This is a genomic window from Pseudomonas guariconensis, assembly GCF_024127895.1.
GTDB classification, from domain to species: Bacteria; Pseudomonadota; Gammaproteobacteria; order Pseudomonadales; family Pseudomonadaceae; genus Aquipseudomonas; species Aquipseudomonas guariconensis_B.
Genome location: NZ_JAMYBK010000003.1, coordinates 16,060 through 41,392 on the forward strand (window position 1 = coordinate 16,060; position 25,333 = coordinate 41,392).

Below are 25,333 nucleotides of genomic sequence, written 5' to 3' on the forward strand. Positions count from 1 at the left end.
AGGTTCAGTCGAAGCGAGTGGCGCTGTAGGGCGCCGGGTCGGTGAAGGGCGCCTGCCCGGTGACCAGCTCGGCCAGCAGGCGGCCGCTGACCGGGCCCAGGGTCAGGCCGTGGTGGGCATGGCCGAAGTTGAACCACAGGTTGGCGTGGCGCGGCGCCGGACCGATTACCGGGCGCATGTCTGGCAGGCACGGACGCCGGCCCAGCCAGGGCCTGTCGTCGAGGCGTTCGCCCAGCGCCGGGAATAGCTTGCGCGCCAGGGCTTCGCAGCGGCCTAGCTGGATCTCGTTGCCCGGCGCATCCGCAGCGGCGAACTCGATGCCGGTGGTCAGGCGCACGCCCCGGGCCATGGGCGCCAGCACATAACCGCCCTGGGTATCGCAGATCGAGTGGCCGAGCTCGGCACCGTCGCGGGTGGCGTAATGCATGTGGTAGCCGCGCTTGATCGCCAGCGGGAAGCGGTAGCCCAGCGGTTCGAACAGCTCGGCCGACTGTGGGCCGAGGCAGGCCACCACTTCGTCGGCCTCAAGCGGGCCACGGCGGCTGTCCACCTGCCAGCGCTCGCCGAGCCGGCGCAGGCTACGCGCATCGCCCTGCAGGAACTGCCCGCCACGCTGGACGAACAGTGCGGCATAGCCGCGGGTCAGGGCGCCGGGGTCGCTCACGGTCTTCGGGTCGAGCCAGTGGATGCCGCCCAGCACGTCGCCCTCCAGGCGCTGCTCGCGGGCTTGCAGTTGCTCGCGCTCGAGGATTTCGTACTGCAGGCCGTAGCGCGCCAGGCCGTGCAGGTCGGCCTTGGCCCGGTCGAACAGGCGTGGGTCACGGTACACCTCGATCCAGCCCTTGGCCTGCACCAGTGCACCGAGGCCGGCGGCCTCGATCAGGGCGTCGTGCTCCTCGACGCAACGTTGCACCAGCGGCAGCATGTCGGCCGCCGCGCCGGCCAGGCGCCCTGGGGCCGATTGCTGCCAGTAGCGCAACAGCCAGGGCGCGGCCTTGGGCAGGTGGACCAGGCTGTAGCGCACGTCTGGCTGGCGGTTCAGGCCATAGCGCAGCAGGGCGCCGAGGTTGCGCGGGAAGGCATAGGGAATCACGCTGGAACGCTCGATCAGCCCGGCGTTGCCATGGCTGGTGCCGCTGCCGGGCGTGTCGCGGTCGAGCAGGATCACCTGGCGTCCGCGCGCCTGCAGGTGCAGCGCGGTGCTGACGCCGACGATGCCGGCGCCGAGGACAAGGGTTTGGCAGTGCATGGGGCGTATCCTTCGGTCAGTTCAGGTGGCGGCCCAGGCGGGCTTCCAGGTGTTTCAGGGCGCGCCGCACGAGTTCCACGATCACCAGGTAGAGCACGGCGGCCCACAGGTAGATCTGGAAGTCGAAGCTGCGCGAGAAGGCCAGCTTGGTCACGCCCATCAGGTCGTAGATGGTCACTAGCGAGGCGATGGCGCTGGCCTTGATCATCAGGATCAGCTCGTTGCCCAGTGGGCCGATGGCCACCAGCAGCGACTGCGGCAGGATCACCTTGAAGAAGGTGGTCGAGCGCTTCAGGTTCAGGGCCCGCGCCGCCTCGTACTGGCCGGGGGCGATGGCCAGCAGGCTGGCGCGGAAGATCTCCGCCTGGTAGGCGGCGGTGTTCAGGGTGAAGGCCAGCAGGGTGCAGTACCAGGCTTCGCGGAAGAACCACCACAGACCCAGCTCCTGCCAGAAGCCCTTGAGCGAGCCGAGGCCGTAGTACAGCAAGAACAGCTGGGCCAGCAGCGGCGAGCCACGGAAGAAGTAGATGTAGCCGGCGGCCAGGCGTTGCAGCAGTTGGCTGCGCGACAGGCGCGCCAGGGCCAGCAGCAGGCCGAGCGCCGCGCCCAGGCTGAAGGAGATCGCCACCAGCTTGGCGGTCACCAACAGGCCGTCGAGAAAGCGCGGGCCGTAGCGCTCCAGCAGGTCGGGGTCCAACACCATGGTCAGCCATTGTTCGACGCTCATGCCTGGGCTCCTTGCAGGTGGCGGTTGCAGCGCCGTTCGATGAGGGCGAAGACCCTGCCCGACAGCGCCGAGAACAGCAGGTAGCCCAGGCAGGCCACGCCGTAGAAGAACATCGGCTCTTTGGTCACGCTGACCGCCAGGTTGGTCTGGCGCATCAGGTCGACCAGGGAGATGGTCGACACCAGCGAGGTGTCCTTGAGCAACGACAGCCAGTTGTTGGACAGACCAGGCAGGGCGATGCGGGTGAGTTGCGGCAGCACCACCTTGAAGAACCCCGTGCGCCGGCTCAGGCCCAGGGCGGCGCAAGCCTCCACCTGGCCCTTGGGCAGGGTCTTGAAGGCGGCCAGCCAGATCTCGCTGGAAAAGGCGGCGAACACCAGGCTGAAGGCGATCATCGCGGCGAGGAAGGTGTTGATCAGCACCTCGCCTTCATAGCCCAGGGCCGCCAGCAGCGTCTGCGCGGCGATCTGGCAGCCGTAGTAGATGATCAGCAGGGTCAACAGCTCGGGCAGGCCACGGAACACGGTGGAGAACGTGGTCGCCCAGGCGCGGGGCAGGCGCTTGCGCGAACGCGCGGCGAGGGCCACGAGCAGGCCCAGGGGCAGGCCGATGGGCAGGCAAGCCAGGGCCAGCGACAGGGTCACCAGGGCGCCGGCCAGCAGCGCCTGGCCCCAGCCGCCACTGGCGAAAGACAGCAAGGACAATTGATCGAGCATGGTGTATCTCCACACTGTCGCTATCGGGGGCGCTTCGTGCCCCTTTCGCGACGCAAGGCCGCTCCCACAGGGGCGGCGCCGAGCTCAAGAGCGGCGCAGCCTCCATGGGAGAGGGCGGTCGCAGGTCAGTTGTAGATATCGAAGTCGAAGTACTTGCTGGCGATCTTCTGGTAGGTGCCGTTGGCGACGATCTCGGCCAACGCCTGGTTCAGGCGCTGGCGCAGGGCGTCGTCGTCCTTGCGCACGGCGATGGCGGCGTTGGCCTTGGTGCCGGCGACGTCGCCGAGGATCCGGCAGCAGGCCTGGCCGTTCTTGTCCATCCACTCGTGCAGGGGGAACTTGTCGGCGATCACCCCGTCCAGGCGGCCGGAGGCCAGGTCGGCGTTGGCCTCGTCCATGGTGGGGTAGAGCTTCACGTCGGCGCCGGCCCTGGCGTAGACGTCCTCGGCATAGATGGCCTGGGTCGAGGAAGACTGGGCGCCGACGGTATAGCCCTTGAAGTCGGTCTGGGCATCGGTGATCGGGCTGTCCTTGGCCACCGCGACGGCCAGCGGGGTGCGGTAGTAAGGGTCGCTGAAGGCGATTTTCCTGCGCCGTTCCTCGGTATCGATCATCGAGGCGACCACGGCATCGTACTTGCGGGCCATCAGCGCCGGGATGATGCCTTCCCAGTCCTGGGCCACCAGGGTGCACTGGACCTTCATCTGCGCGCACAGGGCATGGGTGATATCGATGTCGAAACCATGCAGCTTGTTATCGGCGTCGACATAGTTGAAGGGCGGGTAGGCGCCCTCGGTGGCGAACCGCAAGGTCTCGGCACTGGCGGCGCCCGCCAGCAGCAGGGCGCACGCACCCACCACAGCCATGGTCTTTTTCATTTCGCACCTCTGTACTTGCACTCTTGCTATTGTTGTTTGCCCGCTGGCCACGAGGTGTAGCCGACGAACTCGTTATGTAGAGCGGCAGTCGCTTCCAAGCGTCTTTCAACATCGGGCCCGAGTTTCCTGCAGACCTCGTTGACCATCAGGTGCACCCACGACAGCATCGCCGAGGTGGACTCCCAGAACAGGTTGAATTCGGTGGGGATGCGGAACACCTCGTCGGCGTTGGCCTCGGCCCAGTCACAGAAGGTGTCGGTCACCAAGGTGACCGGAATGCCGGCCTGGCGTGCCTTCTGGCACAGCTGCAGGGCATGGCGTGAATAGCGGCGCGCCTCGAACACCAGCAAGGCGCTGTCCTCGGCGCGGCCAAGCAAGACCTCGCCGAAGTGCCCGGCGCTGCCATCGACCAGTTGCACACCGTCGCGCAGGTACTGCATCAGGTGACTCATGCACATGGCGATGCCGCGTTCGGTCTGGAAACCGGCGACGAACACCCGCGGCTTGTCCGCCAGGCGCTGGGCCACCTGCTGCCAGGCCTGGCCACGGCTGTATTCGTGCACCCGCACCAGTGCCGCGATCTCCAGCTCCAGGCTGCCGGCGCTGTCGGCAGCTTCGCGGTTCTGGCGGTAGGCTTGCAGGCGATCCCCCACCAGCCAGGGGCCGTCGCCCAGGTCGCTCTGCAGGTCTTGCTTGAGCGCCTTGAGGTGGGCATAGCCCAGGGCGCGGCAGAAGCGGCCGACACTGGACTCGCTGACGCCCAGCTTGGCGGCGATGCTGGCCGAGGTCTGGAACGGCAGCTCGTGCAGGTTGGCGAGCATGTAGCTGGCGATCTTGCGGCCCGAGGCGGCGGCGCCGTGCAGGCTGTTCTCCAGGCGTTGCTTGATCGGTTGGCTCATGTCGCGGCTCCGGGCTGGCTGAGGCGTGGGATAGAAAATGGATGTTTTCTGTCACTAAGTCAATATTTGACAGATAACTGCCATTCGCGGGAAAGTCTTCGCCATTGCCTTACGCTGTAGCCATTCCAATGCCAAGAAAGGAGCTCCAGATGTCCGCACCTTCCGCCAGCCCCGTCGTGCGCGTGCCTTTTGCCGAGCTGCAGGCGCTGCTGCAACGTATCTTCCTGCGTCACGGCTGTTCCGAGGCGGTGGCCGCGGTGCTCGCCCACAACTGCGCCAGCGCCCAGCGCGATGGCGCCCACAGCCATGGCGTGTTCCGCATGCCCGGCTACGTCTCTACCCTGGCCAGCGGCTGGGTCGATGGCCGTGCCCAGCCCCAGGTGAGTGACGTGGCGTCGGGGTACGTGCGCGTCGACGCCGCTGGCGGTTTCGCCCAGCCGGCCCTGGCGGCGGCCCGGGCGCTGCTGGTAGAGAAGGCTCGCAGCGCCGGGATCGCGGTGCTGGCGATCCACAACTCGCACCACTTCGCCGCCCTTTGGCCGGACGTGGAGCCCTTCGCGGACGAAGGGCTGGTGGCGCTCAGCGTGGTCAACAGCATGACCTGCGTGGTGCCCCATGGGGCGCGTAAGCCGCTGTTCGGCACCAACCCCATCGCCTTTGCCGCGCCTTGCGCAGGGCATGATCCGATCGTCTTCGACATGGCCACCAGCGCCATGGCCCATGGCGACGTGCAGATCGCCGCCCGGGCGGGCGAGACGTTGCCGCCGGGCATGGGCGTGGACGCCGAGGGCCAGCCGACCTGCGACCCGGCGGCGATCCTCGAAGGCGGCGCGCTGCTGCCGTTTGGCGGGCACAAGGGCTCGGCGCTGTCGATGATGGTCGAGTTGCTGGCGGCGGCGCTGACCGGTGGGCATTTCTCCTGGGAGTTCGATTGGTCCGGGCATCCGGGGGCGAAGACGCCCTGGACCGGGCAACTGATCATCGTCATCGACCCGAGCAAGGCACAAGGGCAGCGGTTTGCCCAGCGCAGCCGGGAGCTGGTGGAGCAGATGCAGGCGGTGGGGCTGACCCGTATGCCGGGGGAGCGGCGCTACCGCGAGCGGGAGGTGGCCGAGCGGGAAGGCGTGGCACTGAGCGAGCAGGAGTTGCAGGGGCTCGAGGCGCTGGCTGGCTGACACGGCCCAATGGCCGCTCAGAGCATACCGCTGTCCTTATGTCGTGCAGGCCTGCACTGAACACCTTGCACATCAGTGATGTTCCTGTGGCGCCACTGCAGGTATCCTCGGGGGCAGCATTTCCCGAACTGTCCTGATCCAAGGAGCTGTGCGCTGTGTTCAAACATGTCGATGCCTATGCCGGCGACCCGATTCTCTCGCTGATGGAGACCTTCAAGGCCGACCCACGTGCCGACAAGGTCAACCTGAGTATCGGCCTGTACTACGATGAGGCTGGCGTGGTGCCGCAACTGGCGGCGGTGGGCGAGGTGGAGAAGCGCCTGGCCGGCCAGCCCCACGAGGCTTCCCTGTACCTGCCGATGGAAGGTCTGGCCAGCTATCGCCAGGCGATCCAGGCCCTGCTGTTCGGTGCCGATCACCCGGCGGTGGCAGGCGGTCGCGTGGCCACCGTGCAGACCGTGGGCGGCTCCGGGGCGCTGAAGGTCGGTGCGGACTTCCTCAAGCGTTACTTCCCGCAGTCCGAGGTCTGGGTCAGCAACCCGACCTGGGACAACCACCGGGCGATCTTCGAGGGCGCGGGCTTCAAGGTCCACACCTACCCGTACTTCGACCCGGCCAGCCGTGGCCTGGACTTCGCCGGCATGCTCGCCACCTTGCAGGGGCTGGCGCAGAACAGCATCGTCCTGCTGCACCCGTGCTGCCACAACCCCACTGGCGTCGACCTGGACCAGAACCAGTGGCAGCAGGTGGTCGAGGTGGTCAAGGCGCGCCAGCTGATCCCGTTCCTCGACATCGCCTACCAGGGCTTCGGCGAAGGCCTGGTGGAAGACGCCTACGCCATCCGCGAAATGGCCCGCGCCGGGGTGCCGTGCCTGGTCAGCAACTCGTTCTCGAAGATCTTCTCGCTGTACGGCGAGCGGGTAGGGGGCCTGTCGGTGGTCTGCGACGACGACGCCACCGCTCAGAGCGTGCTCGGCCAGCTCAAGGCCACCGTGCGCCGCAACTATTCCAGCCCGCCCTGCCACGGCGCCCAACTGGTCGCCGGCGTGCTCGGCGATGCCGCGCTCAATGCCCAGTGGGTGGCGGAAGTGGAAGCGATGCGCAAGCGTATCCTCGACATGCGCCAGGGGCTGGTGGACCTGCTCGGTGAACTGCTGCCGGGCCAGGACTTCCAGTTCTTCCTGCGCCAGCGCGGCATGTTCAGCTACACCGGTTTGAGCGTCGAGCAGGTACGTCGCCTGCGGGACGAGTTCGGCGTGTACCTGATCGACAGCGGCCGGGTGTGCATGTCGGGCCTGCGCCCGGCCAACCTGCGCCGTGTGGCCGAGGCATTCGCGGCCGTTCAACAGGGTTGATGCAGGCGGGCACCCTTTCGGGGTGCCTGGTCGATCACATTCGCGGGCAAGCCCGCTCCCATGATCCTGCCAGTCGTATCGTTGGCGACCGGCTCGGCCCCTGTGGGAGCGGGCTTGCCCGCGAGTGCGTTCGCCGCCAGGCTTCCTGTGTGAAGGTGCAACCCATTCCTCCAATCAGGTAACGCCTGGTTTCAGAAAATTCCCACCCAAGGTGCAACCGTCCCTCGGGCAGGGCTATGCAAGTGCAACCCAATCAGCGCACAATCGCGCCCCTCTTTTTCGGTTGAGGTGCGCGAGGCCTTGTGTTTCGCCGCTCTCAGCCTGTTGCAGTCTTGCGAGTGGAGTTGCACCCGGAATGAATGAGCAGGCCCCAAGCGTCGAACGGCGCTTCGAAGAATCGACCCCCGCCACCCTCGGCAGCTGGTCGCGACAAGACACCACCTGGATGCTGGGCCTGTTCGGCACGGCGATCGGCGCCGGAACCCTGTTCCTGCCGATCAACGCCGGCCTCGGCGGTTTCTGGCCGCTGCTGATCCTGGCCGTGCTGGCCTTCCCCATGACCTACTACGCCCACCGCGGGCTGACCCGCTTCGTGCTCTCCGGGCGCAACGGCGGCGATATCACCGAGGTGGTCGAGGAACACTTCGGCATCACGGCCGGTGCCCTGATCACCGTGTTGTACTTCTTCGCCATCTTCCCGATCCTGCTGATCTACAGCGTGGCCTTGACCAACACCGTCAGCAGCTTCATGGAACACCAGTTGCACATGACCCCGCCACCGCGGGCGCTCCTGTCGTTCCTGCTGATCTTCGGCCTGCTGCTGGTGGTGCGCTGCGGTGAACAGGCCACGGTCAAGGTCATGAGCCTGCTGGTGTACCCGTTCATCGTCGCCCTGGCGCTGCTGGCCCTGTACCTGGTGCCGCACTGGAATGGCGGCATCCTCGACAGCGCCACCCAGCTGCCGTCAGGCTCGGCCTTCCTGCACACCTTGTGGCTGGCGATCCCGGTGATGGTGTTCTCCTTCAACCACTCGCCGATCATCTCGGCCTTCGCCGTCGACCAGAAGCGTCGCTACGGCGAACATGCCGATGAGCGCAGCGGCCAGATCCTGGCACGCGCCCATCTGCTGATGGTAGCCATGGTGCTGTTCTTCGTCTTCAGCTGCGTGCTGACCCTCAGCAGCGCCCAACTGGCCGAGGCCAAGGCGCAGAACCTGTCGATCCTGTCGTACCTGGCCAACCATTTCAGCAACCCGACCATCGCCTTCGCCGCGCCGTTGATCGCGTTCATCGCCATCGCCAAGTCGTTCCTGGGGCACTACATCGGGGCCAGCGAAGGCCTCAAGGGCATCATCGCCAAGACCGGCCTGCGCCCAGACGCCAAGGCCATGGACCGTGTAGTCGCTGCGCTGATGTTGGTGGTGTGCTGGATCGTCGCCACCCTCAACCCGAGCATCCTGGGCATGATCGAGTCCCTCGGCGGCCCGATCATCGCTGCGCTGCTGTTCCTCATGCCGATGTACGCCATCCGCCGCGTGCCGTCGATGCGCAAGTACAGCGGCGCGCTGTCCAACGTCTTCGTCGTGGTGCTTGGCCTGATGGCCATGTCCTCGGTGGTCTACTCGGTGGTCGATAGCCTGCTGGGGTGAGGGGGCGGCTTCGAGCTGCAAGCTTCAAGTAAAAGCGACGTGGTGCGCCTTGGCTTGTCGCTTGCAGCTCGAGGGGCCACTAGGCACCCGGGCGCCTTCGTGCTTAACTCGGTGTCCTTTTCAAACCTCGCATAAGGATTCATGTCATGGCTCAAGTGACCCTCAAAGGCAGCCCCGTACAGGTCAACGGCAACCTGCCGCAGGCCGGTGCCCAGGCGCCGGCCTTCTCCCTGGTTGGCGAAGGCCTGGCCGACAAGTCGCTGAAGGACTACGCCGGCAAGCGCAAGGTGCTGAACATCTTCCCGAGCGTCGACACCCCGACCTGCGCCACCTCCGTGCGCAAGTTCAATGCCCAGGCCAACGACCTGGCCAACACCGTGGTGCTGTGCATCTCCGCCGACCTGCCGTTCGCCCAGGCGCGCTTTTGCGGCGCCGAAGGCCTGGAGAACGTGAAGAACCTGTCGACCCTGCGTGGCCGTGAGTTCCTCGAGAACTATGGCGTGGCCATCGCCGACGGCCCCCTGGCCGGCCTGGCTGCCCGCGCCGTGGTGGTGCTGGACGAGAACGACAAGGTCCTGCACAGCGAACTGGTCGGCGAAATCGCCGACGAGCCGAACTACGACGCGGCGCTGGCTGTATTGAAATAAATGTACCGGGGCTGCCGTGCAGCCCCCTGGGGTTACACCCTGTAACGGCCTGGAACGCTTTCCAGGCCGTTTTCATTTAAAGTTCAGCGTCTTGGCAACGTAAGCCGAAGGTAAATCCCTGGTAAAGGCCCTTTGCTAAAACGGTGCCAGTGCTTATCGTTCAACCTCCCCAAGCCGCCATTTCCTGAACAAGGTTCGTTCAACCCATGCAAGCTTCCGTCTCCCGTTCCCCTCGTCGCTGGCTCGTCGGCCTGCTGATCCTGCTGCTGATGGCCCTGCTGGCCTGGTGGCTGTGGCCTGCATCGCCGGCCAACAAGGAAGCGAGCGGGCGCCCAGGCGGGCGTCCTGGCTTCGGCGCCTCCGCCGACCCGGTGCCGGTGCGCGTGGAGCCGGTGCGCGTCGGTGACTTCCCGCTGTACTACAAGGCCCTAGGCACGGTAACGGCGACCAACACGGTCAACGTGCGCAGCCGGGTGGCCGGCGAGCTGGTCAAGATCCACTTCAAGGAAGGCCAGCAGGTCAAGGCCGGCGACTTGCTTGCCGAGATCGACCCGCGCCCCTACCGCATCGCCCTGCAGCAGGCCGAAGGCACCCTGGCGCAGAACCAGGCCCAGTTGAAGAACGCCCAGGTCGACCTGGCGCGCTACAAGGGCCTGTACGCCGAAGACAGCATCGCCAAGCAGACCCTGGACACCGCCGAGGCCCAGGTGGCGCAGTTCCTGGGCCTGGTCAAGACCAACCAGGCGCAGGTCAACGATGCCCGTCTGAACCTCGAATTCACCCAGATCCGCGCGCCGATCAGCGGCCGCGTGGGCCTGCGCCAGCTCGACCTGGGCAACCTGGTGGCGGCCAACGACACCACCGCGCTGGCGGTGATCACCCAGACCGAACCGATCAACGTCGCCTTCACCCTGCCGGAGACGGAACTGGCCACCGTGCTCGAGCGCTACCGCAGCGGCGCCAGCCTGCCGGTCGAGGCCTGGGATCGTGGCGATGCCAAGCTGCAGTCCACCGGCGTGCTGGGCAGCCCGGACAACCAGATCGACACCACCACCGGCACCCTGAAGTTCAAGGCCCGCTTCGAGAACAAGGACCAGGCCCTGTTCCCCAACCAGTTCGTCAACGTGCGCCTGCTGGCCGATACCCTCAAACAGGTGGTCCTGGCCCCGGCCGCGGCGATCCAGTTCGGCAACGACGGTACCTTCGCCTACGTGGTCAATGCCCAGAACAAGGTCAACATCCGCAAGCTCAAGGTGGGTGCCAGCGATGGCGAGCGCAGCGTGATCCTCGAGGGCCTGGCCGCCGGCGATCGCCTGGTGCTCGAAGGCACCGACCGCCTGCGCGAGGGCAGCCTGGTGGACGTGGTGGAAGACAGCTCGCAAGTCCCGACCACCCCCGGCCAGCACCTGCAGGGCCAGGACGCCAAGGGCTCGGCCCAGGCCGATGAGCCGCGCAAGGCGGGCGCATGAACCTGTCGCGCCTGTTCATCCTCCGTCCGGTCGCCACCACGCTGAGCATGCTGGCCATCGTCCTGGCCGGCCTGATCGCCTACAAGCTGCTGCCGGTCTCGGCCTTGCCCCAGGTCGACTACCCGACCATCCGGGTCATGACCCTGTACCCCGGTGCCAGCCCCCAGGTGATGACCAGCGCGGTCACCGCGCCACTGGAGCGCCAGTTCGGACAGATGCCGGGGCTGACCCAGATGGCCTCGACCAGTTCCGGCGGCGCCTCGGTGCTGACCCTGCGCTTTAGCCTGGACATGAACATGGACGTCGCCGAGCAACAGGTGCAGGCCGCGATCAATGCCGCCAGCAACCTGCTGCCCAGCGACCTGCCGGCACCGCCGGTGTACAACAAGGTCAACCCGGCCGACACCCCGGTGCTGACCCTGGCCATCTCGTCGAAGACCATGCCGTTGCCCAAGCTCAACGACCTGGTCGATACCCGCGTGGCCCAGAAAATCGCCCAGATCAGCGGCGTGGGCATGGTCAGCATCGCCGGCGGCCAGCGCCAGGCGGTGCGGATCAAGGTCAACGTCGATGCCCTGGCCGCCAACGGCCTGAACCTGGACGATGTGCGCACCCTGATCGGTGCCTCCAACGTCAACCAGCCCAAGGGCAACTTCGACGGCCCGACCCGGGTGTCGATGCTCGACGCCAACGACCAGCTGCGCTCGCCCGAGGAGTACGCCAACCTCATCCTGGCCTACAACGACGGTGCACCGCTGCGCCTGAAGGACGTCGCCGAGATCGTCGACGGTGCCGAGAACGAGCGTCTGGCGGCCTGGGCCAACGAGAACCAGGCGGTGCTGCTGAACATCCAGCGCCAGCCGGGGGCCAATGTCATCGAGGTGGTCGACCGGATCAAGCAGATGCTGCCGTCGATCACCGACAACCTGCCGGCCGGCCTGGATGTCATGGTCCTCACCGACCGTACCCAGACCATCCGTGCCGCGGTCAAGGACGTGCAGCACGAGCTGCTGATCGCCATCGCCCTGGTGGTGATGGTCACCTTCGTCTTCCTGCGCCGCGTCAGCGCCACGATCATCCCGTCGATCGCCGTGCCGCTGTCGCTGATCGGCACCTTCGGCGTGATGTACCTGGCCGGTTTCTCGATCAACAACCTCACCCTCATGGCCCTGACCATCGCCACCGGTTTCGTGGTGGACGATGCCATCGTCATGCTGGAGAACATCTCCCGGCACATCGAGGAGGGCGAGACGCCGATGCAGGCGGCGCTCAAGGGCGCCCGGCAGATCGGCTTCACCCTGGTGTCGCTGACCTTCTCGCTGATCGCGGTGCTGATCCCGCTGCTGTTCATGGCCGACGTGGTCGGCCGGCTGTTCCGCGAGTTCGCCATCACCCTGGCGGTGGCGATCCTGATCTCCCTGGTGGTGTCCCTGACCCTGACGCCGATGATGTGCGCCCGCCTGCTCAAGCGCGAGCCCAAGGCCGAGGAGCAGGGGCGCTTCTACCGCGCCAGCGGCGCCTGGATCGACTGGCTGATCGAGCACTACGGCAGCGCCCTGCAGTGGGTACTCAAGCACCAGCCGCTGACCCTGATGGTGGCGGTGGCGAGCCTGGCGTTGACCGTGTTCCTCTACCTGATCGTGCCCAAAGGCTTCTTCCCGGTGCAGGACACCGGGGTGATCCAGGGCATCTCCGAGGCGCCGCAGTCGACGTCGTTCGCCGCCATGAGCGAGCGCCAGCAGGCCTTGAGCAAGGTGATCCTGCAGGACCCGGCGGTACAGAGCCTGTCGTCCTACATCGGCGTCGATGGCGACAACGCCACCCTCAACAGCGGCCGCCTGCTGATCAACCTCAAGCCCCATACCGAGCGTGACGTCACCGCCAGCGACGTGATCGACCGCCTGCAGCCGCAACTGGACAAGCTGGTGGGCATCCGCCTGTTCATGCAACCGGTGCAGGACCTGAGCATCGAGGACCGGGTCAGCCGCACCCAGTACCAGTTCAGCCTGTCCTCGCCCGATGCCGACATGCTCGCCGAATGGAGCGGCAAGCTGGTCCAGGCCCTGCAGCAACGGCCCGAGCTCATGGACGTGGCCAGCGATCTGCAGGACAAGGGCCTGCAGGTCTACCTGGTGATCGACCGCGACATGGCCAGCCGCCTCGGCATCAGCGTGTCGCAGATCACCAACGCCCTGTACGACGCCTTCGGCCAGCGGCAGATCTCCACCATCTATACCCAGGCCAGCCAATACCGCGTGGTGCTGCAGTCCCAGGCCGCGTCGAGCATCGGCCCGCAGGCGCTGGAGTCGATCCACGTCAAGGCCAGCGATGGCGGCCAGGTGCGCCTGTCGGCCCTGGCGCGCATCGAGCAGCGCCAGGCGCAACTGGCCATTTCCCATATCGGCCAGTTCCCGGCGGTGATGATGTCGTTCAACCTGGCCCACGGTGCGTCCCTGGGCGAGGCGGTCCAGGTGATCGAGCAGGTGCAGCAGCAGATCGGCATGCCGCTGGGCGTGCAGACCCGCTTCCAGGGCGCCGCCGAGGCGTTCCAGGCGTCGTTGTCGAGCACCTTGCTGCTGATCCTCGCCGCCGTGGTGACCATGTACATCGTGCTGGGCGTGCTCTACGAGAGCTACATCCACCCGGTGACCATCCTCTCGACCCTGCCATCGGCGGCGGTGGGGGCCTTGCTCGCGCTGCTGCTGAGCGGCAACGACCTGGGGATGATCGCCATCATCGGCATCATCCTGCTGATCGGCATCGTCAAGAAGAACGCGATCATGATGATCGACTTCGCCCTGGAGGCCGAGCGCCAGCAGGGCATGAGCCCGCGCGATGCGATCTACCAGGCGGCGCTGCTGCGCTTCCGGCCGATCCTGATGACCACCCTGGCCGCGCTGTTCGGCGCCGTGCCGCTGATGCTCGCCACCGGCTCCGGCGCCGAGTTGCGCCAGCCCCTGGGCCTGGTGATGGTCGGTGGCCTGCTGGTCAGCCAGGTGCTGACGCTGTTCACCACCCCGGTCATCTACCTCTACTTCGACCGCCTTGCACGGCGCTTCGGCAAGCAGCGCCTGACGGAGGAGCCGGCATGAGCAACGGCAAGCTGATCGGTGTGCACGTCGAGCTTGTGGCTGGCCTGGTTTTCTCGTGCGGCTTGCAGCTTGACGCTTGCCGCTTGCATTTCGCCGCCCGGGGTCGCCCATGAACCTGTCCGGCCCGTTCATCCGCCGGCCGGTGGCGACCATGCTGCTGAGCCTGGCGATCATGCTGCTCGGTGGCGTCAGTTTCGGCCTGTTGCCGGTTTCGCCGCTGCCGCAGATGGATTTCCCGGTGATCGTGGTGCAGGCCAACCTGCCGGGCGCGAGCCCCGAGGTCATGGCTGCCACCGTCGCAACGCCCCTGGAGCGCAAGCTTGGCAGCATCGCCGGGGTCAGCACCCTGACCAGCAGTTCCAACCAGGGCTCCACCCGGGTGATCATCGGCTTCGAGATGGGGCGTGACATCGACGGTGCGGCACGCGAAGTGCAGGCGGCCATCAACGCCACCCGCAACCTGTTGCCCAGCGGCATGCGCAGCATGCCCACGTACAAGAAGATCAACCCGTCCCAGGCGCCGATCATGGTGCTGTCGCTGACCTCCGACGTGCTGCAGAAAGGCCAGCTCTACGACCTGGCCGATACCATCCTGGCCCAGAGCCTGGCCCAGGTCAGCGGGGTAGGGGAAGTGCAGATCGGCGGCAGTTCCCTGCCGGCGGTGCGTATCTCCCTGGAGCCGCAGTTGCTCAACCAGTACGGCCTGTCCCTGGACGAGGTGCGCACCGCCGTGGCCAACGCCAACCAGCGCCGGCCCATGGGCTTCGTCGAGGACGCCGAGCGCAACTGGCAGGTGCGCGCCAACGACCAGCTGGAGAAGGCCAAGGACTACGAGCCCCTGGTGATCCGCCAGGAGAATGGCTCGATCCTGCGCCTGTCGGATGTCGCCAGCGTCACCGACGGCGTGGAGAACCGCTACAACAGCGGCTTCTTCAACGACCAGAGCGCCGTGCTGATGGTGGTCAACCGCCAGACCAACGCCAACATCATCGAGACCGTCGAGCAGATCAAGGCCCAGTTGCCTGCCCTGCAGTCGCTGCTGCCGGCCAGCGTCAAGCTGGACGTGGCCATGGACCGTTCGCCGGTGATCAAAGCGACCCTCAAGGAAGCCGAGCACACCCTGCTGATCGCCGTGGCCCTGGTGATCCTGGTGGTCTACCTGTTCCTCGGCAACCTGCGTGCCTCGCTGATCCCGAGCCTTGCGGTACCGGTGTCGCTGGTAGGCACCTTCGCGGTCATGTACCTGTGCGGCTTCTCCCTGAACAACCTGTCGCTGATGGCCTTGATCCTCGCCACGGGCCTGGTGGTGGACGATGCCATCGTGGTGCTGGAGAACATCTCCCGGCACATCGAGGACGGCCAGCCACCGATGCGCGCGGCCTTCCTCGGCGCCAAGGAGGTGGGCTTCACCCTGCTGTCGATGAACGTCTCGCTGGTGGCGGTGTTCGTCTCCATCCTGTTCATGGGGGGCATCGTGCGCGGCCTGTTCCAGGAGTTCTCGATCACCCTGGCGGCGGCGATCATCGTCTCGCTGGTGGTGTCCCTGACCCTCACGCCGATGCTCTGCGCACGCTGGCTCAAGCCGCACCGCGAGGAGCAGAACCGCCTGCAGCGCTGGAGCGAGCAGGTGCACCAGCGCATGGTCGGCGCCTACGACCGCAGCCTGGGCTGGGCCCTGCGCCACAAGCGCCTGACCCTGGTCAGCCTGCTGGTGACCATCGCCGTCAACATTGCCTTGTACGTGGTGGTGCCCAAGACCCTCATGCCGCAACAGGACACCGGCCAGCTGATGGGCTTCATCCGTGGCGACGACAGCCTGTCGTTCACCGTGATGCAGCCGAAGATGGAGGTCTATCGCCGGGCATTGCTGCAGGATCCGGCGGTACAGAGCGTGGCCGGCTTCATCGGTGGCAACAGCGGTACCAACAACGCCATGGTGCTGGTGCGCCTCAAACCGATCAGCGAACGCCGGATATCGGCCCAGCAGGTGATCGAGCGCCTGCGCAAGGAACTGCCCAAGGTGCCTGGCGGGCGCCTGTACCTGATGGCCGACCAGGACCTGCAACTGGGTGGCGGTGGCCGCGACCAGAGCACCTCGCAGTACCTGTACACCCTGCAGAGCGGCGACCTGGCGGCCCTGCGCGAGTGGTTCCCGAAAGTCACCACGGCCCTGCGCGCCTTGCCGGAGCTGACCGCCATCGACGCCCGTGACGGCGCCGGCACCCAGCAGGTGACCCTGGTGGTGGACCGCGACCAGGCCAAGCGCCTGGGGATCGACATGGACATGGTCACCACGGTGTTGAACAACGCCTACAGCCAGCGCCAGATCTCGACCATCTACGACAGCCTCAACCAGTACCAGGTGGTGCTGGAGATCAACCCGAAGTACGCCTGGGACCCGAGCACCCTGGAGCAGGTCCAGGTGATCACCGCCGAGGGGGCGCGGGTGCCGCTGTCGAGCTTCGCCCGCTACGAGAACAGCCTGGCCAACGATCGGGTCAGCCACGAGGGGCAGTTCGCCTCCGAGGACATCGCCTTCGACGTCGCCGAGGGCTACAGCCCCGACCAGGCCATGGCCGCACTGGAGCGCGCGGTGGCCAAGGTCGGCCTGCCGGAGTCGGTGATCGCCAAGCTCGGCGGCACCGCCGATGCCTTTGCCAAGACCCAGGAAGGCCAGCCGTTCATGATCCTCGGCGCCCTGGTGCTGGTGTACCTGGTACTGGGCATCCTCTACGAGAGCTACATCCACCCGCTGACCATCCTCTCGACCTTGCCCTCGGCCGGCGTCGGCGCTTTGCTCGCGCTCTACGCCACAGGCGGGGAGTTCAGCCTGATTTCGCTGCTGGGGCTGTTCCTGCTGATCGGCGTGGTGAAGAAGAACGCCATCTTGATGATCGACCTGGCCCTGCAGTTCGAACGTAACGACGGCATGAGCCCGGAGGAATCGATCCGCCGCGCCTGCCTGCTGCGCCTGCGCCCGATCCTGATGACCACCCTGGCCGCCATCCTCGGCGCACTGCCGCTGCTGCTCAGCCGCGCCGAGGGCGCCGAGATGCGCCAGCCCCTGGGCCTGACCATCATCGGCGGCCTGGTCTTCAGCCAGGTCCTGACCCTCTACACCACGCCTGTGGTCTACCTGTACCTCGACCGCCTGCGCCACCGCTTCAACCATTGGCGCGGCGTGCGCACCGACGCCGCACTGGAAACCCCGCTATGAACTTTGCCCAGACCCCACTTCATCGTGCCTTCACGCGGCTGACCCGCGGGCGCGGCTCGCGCCTGCTCGGCGCCGGGCTGTGCGTGGCGATGCTCAGTGCCTGTACCTTGAGCCCGGACTACCATCGGCCCGAACTGAGCACGCCGGCCCAGTTCAAGCAGGCCGAAGGCTGGACCCAGGCCAAGCCGTCCGACGCCCTGGCGCGTGGAGCCTGGTGGGAGATCTACGGCGATGCCGGGCTCAACGCGCTGGTCGAGGAGCTCAACCGCAACAACCAGACTGTCGCGCAGTACGAAGCCCAGTACCGCCAGGCCCAGGCACTGGTACGCAGCAGCCGTGGCGCGCTGTTCCCCAGCCTCGACCTGTCCGTGGGCAAGACCCGCTCGGCCCAGGGCACCGGCAGCAGCAGCTCGAGCCTGTCGAACAACAGCAGTGGTATCCGCAATACCTACAACGCCCAGCTCGGTGTGAGCTGGGAGCTGGACCTGTGGGGCAAACTGCGCGAAACGCTCAACGCCAACGAGGCCAGCGCCGAAGCCAGCTTCGCCGACCTTGCGGCGATTCGCCTGAGCCTGCAGTCGGAGCTGGTGCAGAACTACCTGCAACTGCGGGTGATCGATGAGCAGAAGCGGCTGCTGGAAGCGACCGTCGCCGCCTACGCGCGTTCGTTGCGGATGAACGAGAACCAGTACCGCGCGGGCGTCGCCGGCCCGGATGCGGTGGCCCAGGCGCGGACCCAGCTCAAGAGCACCCAGGCCGACCTGATCGACCTGGCCTGGCAGCGCGCCCAGTACGAGAACGCCATCGCCGTGTTGCTGGGCAAGGCGCCGGCCGATTTCGCCCTGGCCGACAGCAACGACATCCCGGCCTTGCCGCAGATTCCCCTGGCGCTGCCGTCGCAGTTGCTGGAGCGGCGCCCGGACATCGCCTCGGCCGAGCGTAATGTGATGGCGGCCAACGCCAATATCGGCGTGGCCCGTGCGGCCTACTTCCCAGACCTGACGCTGAGCATGAGTGGCGGTTACTCCAGCAGCAGCTTCAGCAACTGGATCGAGCTGCCCAACCGCTACTGGTCGGTAGGGCCGCAACTGGCCATGACGCTGTTCGATGCCGGCAGGCGCAGTGCCGAAGTCGACCGCACGGTCGCGGTGTATGACCAGACCGTGGCGCAATACCGGCAGACCGTGCTCGATGGCTTCAGGGAAGTGGAGAACTACCTGGTGCAACTGAAGGTGTACGGGGACGAGGCGGTGGTGCGCCAGGAGGCGCTGGATGCCGCCCGCGAGTCGCTGCGCCTGACCGAGAACCAGTACCGTGCCGGGCTGATCGGCTACCTGGACGTGGTCAATGTGCAGACCACGGCGCTGAGCAACGAACGCAGCGTGCTGACCTTGCTGCAGGGGCGGTTGGTGGCCAGCGTGCAACTGATCGCCGCGCTGGGCGGCGGATGGGAAGCGCAGCAGGCGTTTGCCGAGGCGCAGGAGAGCGGACAGGACTGAGCCTGGGTTTTTGGGGGGGCGAAGCGGCCCCAATCCCCTTCCTAGAATGGATCCATTCTCATTCGCGAAAACCCGTGCGTTTCAGCAAGGCTTGAGTACAATCATCGGCTTTTTCCGGACCCACTCCGGGCCTGCCGCTGGAACTGCAAATGCTGATCGGTAGCTACTCCTCTTCGCTGGTGTTGATCTCGCTGTGCGTGGCCATCCTGGCGTCCTATACCGCCCTTGACCTCACCGGACGCATCGCCACGGCCAAGGGCCAGGCGGCCTGGCTGTGGATGGGCGGGGGCGCGTTCGCCATGGGCATCGGCATCTGGTCGATGCACTTCATCGGCATGCTCGCCTTCAGCCTGCCCATCGACCTGGGCTATGACCTGGCCCTGACCGCGCTGTCTTTGCTGATCGCCATGCTGTCGTCGGGCTTCGCCCTGTGGCTGGTCAGCCAACCGAGCCTGCCCTGGCCGTCGTTGGCGTTCGGCGCGCTGATCATGGGCGGCGGGATCGCCAGCATGCACTACACCGGCATGGCCGCGTTGCGTATGCAGCCGGGCATCGACTACGACCCGACGCTGTTCGGCGCCTCCCTGGCCATCGCCGTGGGGGCGTCGGCGGCGGCGTTGTGGATCGCCTTCCGCTTGCGCCGGCACACGCCCTACGTGCGCCAGGTACGTGGCGCGGCGGCGGTGTTGATGGGCATCGCCATCGTCGGCATGCACTACACCGGCATGGCGGCGGCGAACTTCCCCGAGGGCAGTTTCTGCGGTGCACTGGCCGGTGGCCTGCGCGGCGATGGCCTGGACTACCTGGTGCTGATCACCACCCTGGCGGTGCTCGCCGTGGCACTGCTCACCTCGGTGCTGGACGCCCGCCTGGAGGCGCGTACCGCGGAGCTGGCACAGTCGCTGACCCTGGCCAACCAGGAACTGATCCAGCTGGCGCTGCACGACACCCTGACCGGGCTGCCCAACCGCACCCTACTGGCAGACCGCATCGAGCAGGCCATCGGCAAGGTGGCGGAGCAGGGCGGTTGTTTCGCCCTGATGTTCATCGACCTGGATGGCTTCAAGCCGGTCAACGATGCCTTCGGCCACCATGTCGGCGACCAGTTGCTCAAGGCCGTGGCGGCGCGCCTGCGCGGCCACCTGCACAGCCAGGACACCCTGGCACGCATCGGCGGCGATGAGTTCGTCCTGCTGGTGCAACTGCGCGAGCCGGACGATGCCATGGACGTGGCGGTCAAGCAGGTCAACCTGGTGTCGCGCCCGTTCCGCGTGGCCGAGCACGACCTGCAGCTGTCGGCGAGCCTGGGCATCGTGCTCTACCCGGGCAATGGCCAGGACCAGCACGAACTGCTGCGCAACGCCGATGCCGCCATGTACCACGCCAAGAGCGCCGGCAAGAACGGCTACAGCTTCTTCGACAGTTCGATGAACAGCAACGCCCGCCAGCAGCTGCAGTTGCTCCAGGACCTGCGCGCGGCCCTGGAGCTGGGCCAGTTCCGCCTGCACTACCAGCCCAAGTTCGATGCCGTCGCCCGCCAGCCGATCGGTGCCGAGGCATTGCTGCGCTGGGAACACCCGCAGCACGGCCTGTTGCTGCCGGAGCGCTTCATCGGGCTGGCGGAGAAGACCGGGCTGATCATTCCCATTGGCGAGTGGGTGCTCGACGAGGCCTGCCGGCAGATGCGTCAGTGGCTCGACCAGGGGCACGAGGGCTGGCGCATGGCGGTCAACCTCTCGGCCATCCAGTTCTGCCACGCTGGCCTGGTCGCCAGCGTGGCCCGCGCCCTGGAGGCCAACCGCCTGCCGCCGAACCACCTGACCCTGGAGATCACCGAGACCACCGCCATGCGCGATGCCGACGCCAGCCTGACCGTGCTGCAGAAGCTCGCCGACATGGGCGTGGACCTGTCCATCGACGATTTCGGCACGGGCTATTCCAGCCTGATGTACCTCAAGCGCCTGCCGGCCAACGAGTTGAAGATCGACCGTGGCTTCGTCCGCGACCTGGAGCAGGACAGCGACGACGCCGCGATCGTCTCGGCCATCGTCGCCCTTGGCCAGGCGCTGGGCCTGCGTATCGTCGCCGAAGGGGTGGAAACCGACCGTCAGCAGGCGTTCCTGACCCGCCTGGGATGCGATTCGCTGCAGGGCTACCTGCTCGGCCAGCCAGTGCCGGCCGAGCAGTTCATGGCCGGGCTGGACGCGACGCGCCAGCCCGAGGCGAGCTAACTGGCGTCACGCAAGGTACAGAACGGCACGAACGCCTCCATCTCGGCCTCCACGGCCTCGATGATGCGCTCGACATCGGCGGCGGCCATGATGGTCGCGCAGGGGATACCGGCGATGGCCAGCAAGGTCTCGCCGGTGGCGCGGTCGAACAATCGGGCGACCATGCTGCGCGGCGCATCCATGCTCGCCTCGAAGCCCAAGGGGTGGAAGTGCCAGCGCATCACCTGGCAGGCGTTGGGGAACGTCATCTTGTTCATGCCAGCCTCCTTGTCCTGATCCTGAACGCGGTGATCGGGCGGCCGTTCGCTTGGCCGGTGGGAATGTAACGATAGCAGCTGCATCGCCAGTGTCCCGTGGAAAACATGACAAATGTGCGAACGCATGATGTCGATCACAGCCCCGGTAGGGATGACCAGGGCCAGGCCGAAGGCCCTGGCAAACGTTTTCTGCGGTGAGCGGCGGCCGAGGCGCTTGGGGCGACGTGAGTTCACTGCCCAGCGGGGTTTCGGACCAACGGTGCCGCTCGCCCGGCCTGCGTCACCCCGGCATGCCGTCGATCCGCGGGCGCAGCAGGATCGGTAGGTAATGCCAGAGGAACAGCAGCAACGCCAGGCTCCAGCCCAGCACCGACAGGCTCAGCCCCAGCGGTGTGAAAGGCGCCAGCAGCACCCGCGCCAACGCCGCCAGCTGCATCAGGGCGAAGGCCCAGGCGATGAGGGCGGGCACCTGCAGCGGGCGGCCGGTATGGCCGAGGCTGACTCGCGCCATCATCGCCACGATCAAGCCGGTCATGGCGCCGACGCTCAGGGCATGAGTGGCCAGGCTCGGGTTCAGTGCCAGCCCGGCGTGCCACAGGGCCATGCCCAGGCAGGCCAGCAGCAGCCAGGCATAGGCCAGGTGCAACGACCATAGCAGCGGTACCCGCCAGATACCCCGGGCGTGCCAGTGCGCCAAGCGTACCGCATGAAGCACGGCCAGGGCGGCGAACAAGACGGCCAAGGGCAGGCGAGGCGTATCGCCCAGGCCGGCGACGAAGGTCAGCGGCACGGCGACGCTGAGCGCCAGGCACAGCCGGTCCAGCCAGGGGCGGGCGGGGGCGGGTGTCATATCGCCCAGGCCGCGGCGGGTGAAGAACGGAATGACCCGCCCGCCGATCACCGTCATCATCGCCGCCACCAACCACAGGCCGGCGAAAACCCCGCGACGTTGCCACAGTTCGTCCTGGCGCAGCCAGCCAACCAGGGTCAGCCACTGGCAGGCGGCCAACAGCAGGACCAAGCCGACGATCGGGTAATTGTTGCGCAGGCGCCGCCGCACGATGGGCTGCGCCAGGGCCAGGGCGACCAGGGGCAGGAAGCTGCCTTGCACCAGTACCAGCAGCCAGCCCGGCAGGGGCAGGAACCAACTGGCCCGGCCCAGCAGCCAGAGCAGGAACAAGCCTGCCAAGGGCCGCCCGCTCAGGCCCGCGATGCCGCTCCAGTTCTGCACGGCGGTGAGCAGGAAGCCCGCGACGATGGCCGCGGCGAAGCCGTAGAGCATCTCGTGGCGGTGCCAGGCCAGCATGCCGCCGGGCGGCGTTGGTGCGAGCACGCCAAGCAGCACGCCGCCCCACAGCAGCAGGGCGACCAGGGCGAACAGGCTGCCGCCGAGGAAGAACGGACGAAAACCCAGGGCCCAGAGGGCCTGGCGCGGGCGGGAAGCGATCGGCTGGGCGAGCATGGCGGACCTTCGTTCGAACAGTGGGCATCTAATGAGGTACCATCACGAACCGTGCCATCGGCAAAAGCCTTGTATATCAAGGTGATGGCATGGTGCGGAGTCGCTATGACTCCATGTTTCGCTGTCAATTCGACATCCATAAAGGTCGAAATGACTCGCTTGATGCATTGCAGCCCCCTGCTGCGCTACAGGATCCACGTTTTGTCCGATCTTCTGCTCAATCCACTGTTGCAGTACCTGGCCCGCCTGGCGCCTTCGAGCCAGCTGACCATGCGCTACATCCTCCAGGATGCCGCCGACCGGCTGGGCTTCGTCGACTGCGATATCGCCGAGGTGCCCTGGCACCGCCTCGAACCCGGCCACGTCGTTGCCCTGGTGGCAGCGCTGCGTGCCGATGGCTATGCGCCCAATACCTCGTCCTTGTACGTCAACGCCATGCGCGGGGTGATGAACGAGGCCTGGCGCCAGGGCCAGATCGACCATGAGCGGCTGCTGCGCATCCGCGAGGTCAAGCCGGCCAGCGGCAGCCGCCTGCCGCCGGGGCGCAACCTGCGGCGCAGCCTGATCCGTGAATTGATGGAGCTCTGCGCCGCCGACCCACGGCCGCAGGGTGTGCGCGACGCGGCGATCATCGCCTTGCTGTATGGCACGGGCATGCGCAAGTCGGAATCGGTGGACATCGACCTGGACCAGGTGGACTTCCAGGCGCGCAGCCTGCAAGTCGTGGGCAAGGGCAATCGCCAGCTGATCAAGTACGCGCCGACCTGGGCCTTCGAGAAGTTGCAGGCCTGGCTCGACCTGCGGCGCGCACAGTTGCCTGCTGGCGAGCCGGACGATCCGTTCCTGTTCAACCGTATCCGCCGTGGCAACCACATCACCCGCGCGCGGATCACCAAGCACGCCATCTACTACATCGCCCGCCAGCGCGGTGCCCAGGTAGGGGTGAAGATCATGCCGCACGATTTCCGCCGCGCCTTCATCACCCGGGTCATCGAGGAGCACGACTTGTCGATCGCCCAGAAGCTGGCGCATCACGCCAACATCCAGACCACCGCGAGCTATGACCGGCGCGACGACAACGAGCGGCGGCGGGCCGTCGACCGCTTCGATTACTGAGCTCCAGCGTGTAGTTTGAAGCGTGCAGCTGGCATTCAGTGAATGCTCGAGGCCAGTTCGAAGATCGGCATGTACATGAGGATCACGATCAGGCCGATCAGCAGGCCGATGAAGGTCATCAGCAGCGGCTCGAACAGGCGCACGAACCATTCCACCCAGCGGCCGATTTCCTGATCGTGGAAGTCGGCGCAGCGCTCGAGCATCTCGCCGAGGTTGCCTGATTGCTCGCCAGCCCGCAGCAGGCGCAGGGACACCGGTGTCACCAGTTGCCCGGCTTCCAGTGCGTCGGACAGCGGCAGGCCTTCGCCGACCCGCTGACGGGCCTGCGCCAGGCCGGCCGCCGCGGCGCTGCCGAGCAGGCCGCGGGCCATGTCCATGGCGGTGAGGATGGGGATACCCCCCTGCAGGAGAATGCCCAGCGAACGGTAGAAGCGCGCCAGTTCGTACATCACCAGGCGTTGGTGCAGGGCGGGCCAACGGCGCACCTGGCGGCCTGCCCAGCGTCGCAGCGCTGGATGCCGGCGCAGCAGGACCAGGGCCGCGATACCGGCCAGCGTCGCCAGTGCCAGGGGCAGTCGCTGGGCGTGCAGGAACAGGCCGATCTGCATCAGCCCGCGCGACAACCAGGGCAACTCGCTGCCCATGCCTTCGAACACCAGGCTGAAGCGCGGCACCACATAGCCCAGCAGGAACAGCACCACGCCGCCGCCCACCAGCAGCAGGAGCAGGGGGTAGACCGAGGCGCCGACCAGCTTCTGCCGGACCAGGTCCAGGCGCTGGCGATAGCCGATGTAGCGGGCCAGGGCGTCGCCCAGGGCGCCGGTGCGTTCGCTCGATTGCACCAGCGCTACGTACAGGGCGGGAAACACCCGTGGCTGCTGCCCCAGGGCCTGGGACAAGGAGCGGCCCTCGTAGAGCTGGCGCACCAGCGCCTCGAGGACCTTGCGCGCCGACGCGCTGGGCGCTTTCTCGGCCAGGCTCTCCAAGGCATCGATCAGCGGCAGGCCAGCCTCGAGCAGGGTGCCCAACTCCTGGCTGAACAGCACCAGGTCGAAATCCGCCGCCCGGCGCCAGGGCAGGGCATGCAGCAGGCCGCCAGCGCCGCGCACGCTGACCACCCGCAGGCCCTGGTCCTCGGCCTGGCGGCGTGCCTGCTCGGCATCCTCGGCATCGACCTGCAACTGGACGATGCCATGCCGGCCCAGGGCCTTGAGGCTGTAGCGCATGGTTGCCTCTCCCTACTGCCAACTGGTGATTTCGGCGTTTTCCCCGTCGCCGCCAGGCTGGCCGTCCTTGCCCATGGACAGCAGGTCGTACTCGCCGCCGTTCTCGCCGGGCTGGCGATAGATGTACGGGCGGCCCCAGGGGTCATGGGGCACCGCTTTCTGCAGGTAGGGGCCCGACCAGCGTGGCTCGCCGCTGGGGGCGCTGACCAGCGCCTGCAGGCCTTGCTCGCTGCTAGGGTAGTGGCCGACCTCCAGGCGGTACAGGTCCAGGGCCTTGCCCAGGCCTTCGATCTGCGCCCGGGCCACCTTCGCTTCGGAGCGGCCGAGCTGGCTGAAATACTTGGGCGCGACGATGCCGGCCAGCAGGCCAAGCACCACCAGGACCACCAGGAGTTCGAGCAGGGTGAAGCCGCGTTGGCGGATGGATCTGCGCTGCATGGTGAAACCCTCCAGGGCGTGTGGGCAGGTCT

19 protein-coding genes are annotated in these 25,333 nt (G+C 66.9%); 10 read left to right on the top strand and 9 right to left on the bottom strand.

Translation table 11 applies throughout. From position 1 onward, the window contains the following. Positions 1-4: 4 nt before the first annotated feature. The 5 genes from NJF35_RS04880 to NJF35_RS04900 form a co-directional block, all read right to left on the bottom strand. A complete protein-coding gene (locus NJF35_RS04880; protein ID WP_225789075.1) occupies positions 5-1,249 on the bottom strand; it encodes an NAD(P)/FAD-dependent oxidoreductase in 1,245 nt (414 codons plus the stop codon). A gap of 16 nt (positions 1,250-1,265) precedes the next feature. Then, positions 1,266-1,976, bottom strand: coding sequence for an ABC transporter permease (locus NJF35_RS04885; protein WP_225789076.1), 711 nt, complete (start codon positions 1,974-1,976; stop codon positions 1,266-1,268). Continuing rightward, a complete protein-coding gene (locus tag NJF35_RS04890) occupies positions 1,973-2,692 on the bottom strand; it encodes an ABC transporter permease (protein WP_225789077.1) in 720 nt (239 codons plus the stop codon). The genes NJF35_RS04885 and NJF35_RS04890 overlap by 4 nt, the downstream gene beginning before the upstream one ends. 125 nt (positions 2,693-2,817) lie before the next feature. Next, on the bottom strand, positions 2,818-3,570 hold the full coding sequence (locus NJF35_RS04895) for a transporter substrate-binding domain-containing protein (protein WP_225789078.1): 753 nt from the start codon (positions 3,568-3,570) through the stop codon (positions 2,818-2,820). Between the two features lie 26 nt (positions 3,571-3,596). Beyond that, complete coding sequence (locus tag NJF35_RS04900; protein WP_225789079.1) at positions 3,597-4,469, bottom strand: MurR/RpiR family transcriptional regulator; 873 nt, start codon at positions 4,467-4,469, stop codon at positions 3,597-3,599. 149 nt (positions 4,470-4,618) lie between these two features. On the opposite strand from NJF35_RS04900, the gene NJF35_RS04905 reads away from it, so the two are divergent. From NJF35_RS04905 to NJF35_RS04945, 9 genes are all read left to right on the top strand, one after another. Next, complete coding sequence (locus tag NJF35_RS04905; protein ID WP_225789080.1) at positions 4,619-5,644, top strand: Ldh family oxidoreductase; 1,026 nt, start codon at positions 4,619-4,621, stop codon at positions 5,642-5,644. A 155-nt stretch (positions 5,645-5,799) separates the two neighbouring features. Continuing rightward, positions 5,800-6,999: an aromatic amino acid transaminase gene (locus NJF35_RS04910; protein WP_225789081.1), complete on the top strand. Its 1,200-nt coding sequence runs from the start codon at positions 5,800-5,802 to the stop codon at positions 6,997-6,999. A 355-nt stretch (positions 7,000-7,354) separates the two neighbouring features. Beyond that, positions 7,355-8,647, top strand: a complete 1,293-nt coding sequence (locus tag NJF35_RS04915) for a serine/threonine transporter (RefSeq protein WP_225789082.1) — start codon at positions 7,355-7,357, stop codon at positions 8,645-8,647. 146 nt (positions 8,648-8,793) lie between these two features. Then, a complete protein-coding gene (gene tpx / locus NJF35_RS04920) occupies positions 8,794-9,294 on the top strand; it encodes a thiol peroxidase (RefSeq protein ID WP_225789083.1) in 501 nt (166 codons plus the stop codon). Positions 9,295-9,500: 206 nt separating this feature from the next. After that, positions 9,501-10,763 (top strand): MdtA/MuxA family multidrug efflux RND transporter periplasmic adaptor subunit, encoded by a 1,263-nt coding sequence (locus tag NJF35_RS04925; RefSeq protein ID WP_253090750.1) that lies wholly within the window; start codon positions 9,501-9,503, stop codon positions 10,761-10,763. After that, on the top strand, positions 10,760-13,855 hold the full coding sequence (locus NJF35_RS04930; protein ID WP_253090751.1) for an MdtB/MuxB family multidrug efflux RND transporter permease subunit: 3,096 nt from the start codon (positions 10,760-10,762) through the stop codon (positions 13,853-13,855). Before NJF35_RS04925 ends, NJF35_RS04930 begins: the two co-directional genes overlap by 4 nt. Before the next feature lie 109 nt (positions 13,856-13,964). After that, positions 13,965-17,072 carry an efflux RND transporter permease subunit gene (locus NJF35_RS04935; RefSeq protein WP_253090752.1) on the top strand — a complete coding sequence of 1,036 codons (3,108 nt, stop codon included), beginning with the start codon at positions 13,965-13,967 and terminating at the stop codon, positions 17,070-17,072. Next, entirely contained in the window at positions 17,069-18,571 is a 1,503-nt protein-coding gene (locus tag NJF35_RS04940; protein ID WP_225789087.1) for an efflux transporter outer membrane subunit, read from the top strand. Before NJF35_RS04935 ends, NJF35_RS04940 begins: the two co-directional genes overlap by 4 nt. Before the next feature lie 149 nt (positions 18,572-18,720). Next, complete coding sequence (locus NJF35_RS04945) at positions 18,721-20,802, top strand: putative bifunctional diguanylate cyclase/phosphodiesterase (protein WP_225789088.1); 2,082 nt, start codon at positions 18,721-18,723, stop codon at positions 20,800-20,802. Here NJF35_RS04945 and NJF35_RS04950 read toward each other — a convergent pair. Beyond that, positions 20,799-21,059, bottom strand: coding sequence for a DUF1652 domain-containing protein (locus NJF35_RS04950; RefSeq protein WP_225789089.1), 261 nt, complete (start codon positions 21,057-21,059; stop codon positions 20,799-20,801). The two genes, NJF35_RS04945 and NJF35_RS04950, sit on opposite strands and share 4 nt — an antisense overlap. Positions 21,060-21,339: 280 nt before the next feature. Continuing rightward, complete coding sequence (locus NJF35_RS04955) at positions 21,340-22,521, bottom strand: NnrS family protein (RefSeq protein WP_225789090.1); 1,182 nt, start codon at positions 22,519-22,521, stop codon at positions 21,340-21,342. A gap of 201 nt (positions 22,522-22,722) precedes the next feature. Between NJF35_RS04955 and xerC the strand changes: the two genes are divergently transcribed. Beyond that, on the top strand, positions 22,723-23,637 hold the full coding sequence (xerC, locus tag NJF35_RS04960) for a tyrosine recombinase XerC (RefSeq protein WP_253090753.1): 915 nt from the start codon (positions 22,723-22,725) through the stop codon (positions 23,635-23,637). 35 nt (positions 23,638-23,672) lie between these two features. On the opposite strand, the gene NJF35_RS04965 is transcribed toward xerC, so the two are convergent. Together NJF35_RS04965 and gspG are read right to left on the bottom strand one after the other, a co-directional pair. Further along, entirely contained in the window at positions 23,673-24,863 is a 1,191-nt protein-coding gene (locus NJF35_RS04965) for a type II secretion system F family protein (protein ID WP_225789092.1), read from the bottom strand. Positions 24,864-24,875: 12 nt separating this feature from the next. Then, positions 24,876-25,301: a type II secretion system major pseudopilin GspG gene (gene gspG, locus NJF35_RS04970; protein ID WP_225789093.1), complete on the bottom strand. Its 426-nt coding sequence runs from the start codon at positions 25,299-25,301 to the stop codon at positions 24,876-24,878. Positions 25,302-25,333 lie beyond the last annotated feature (32 nt).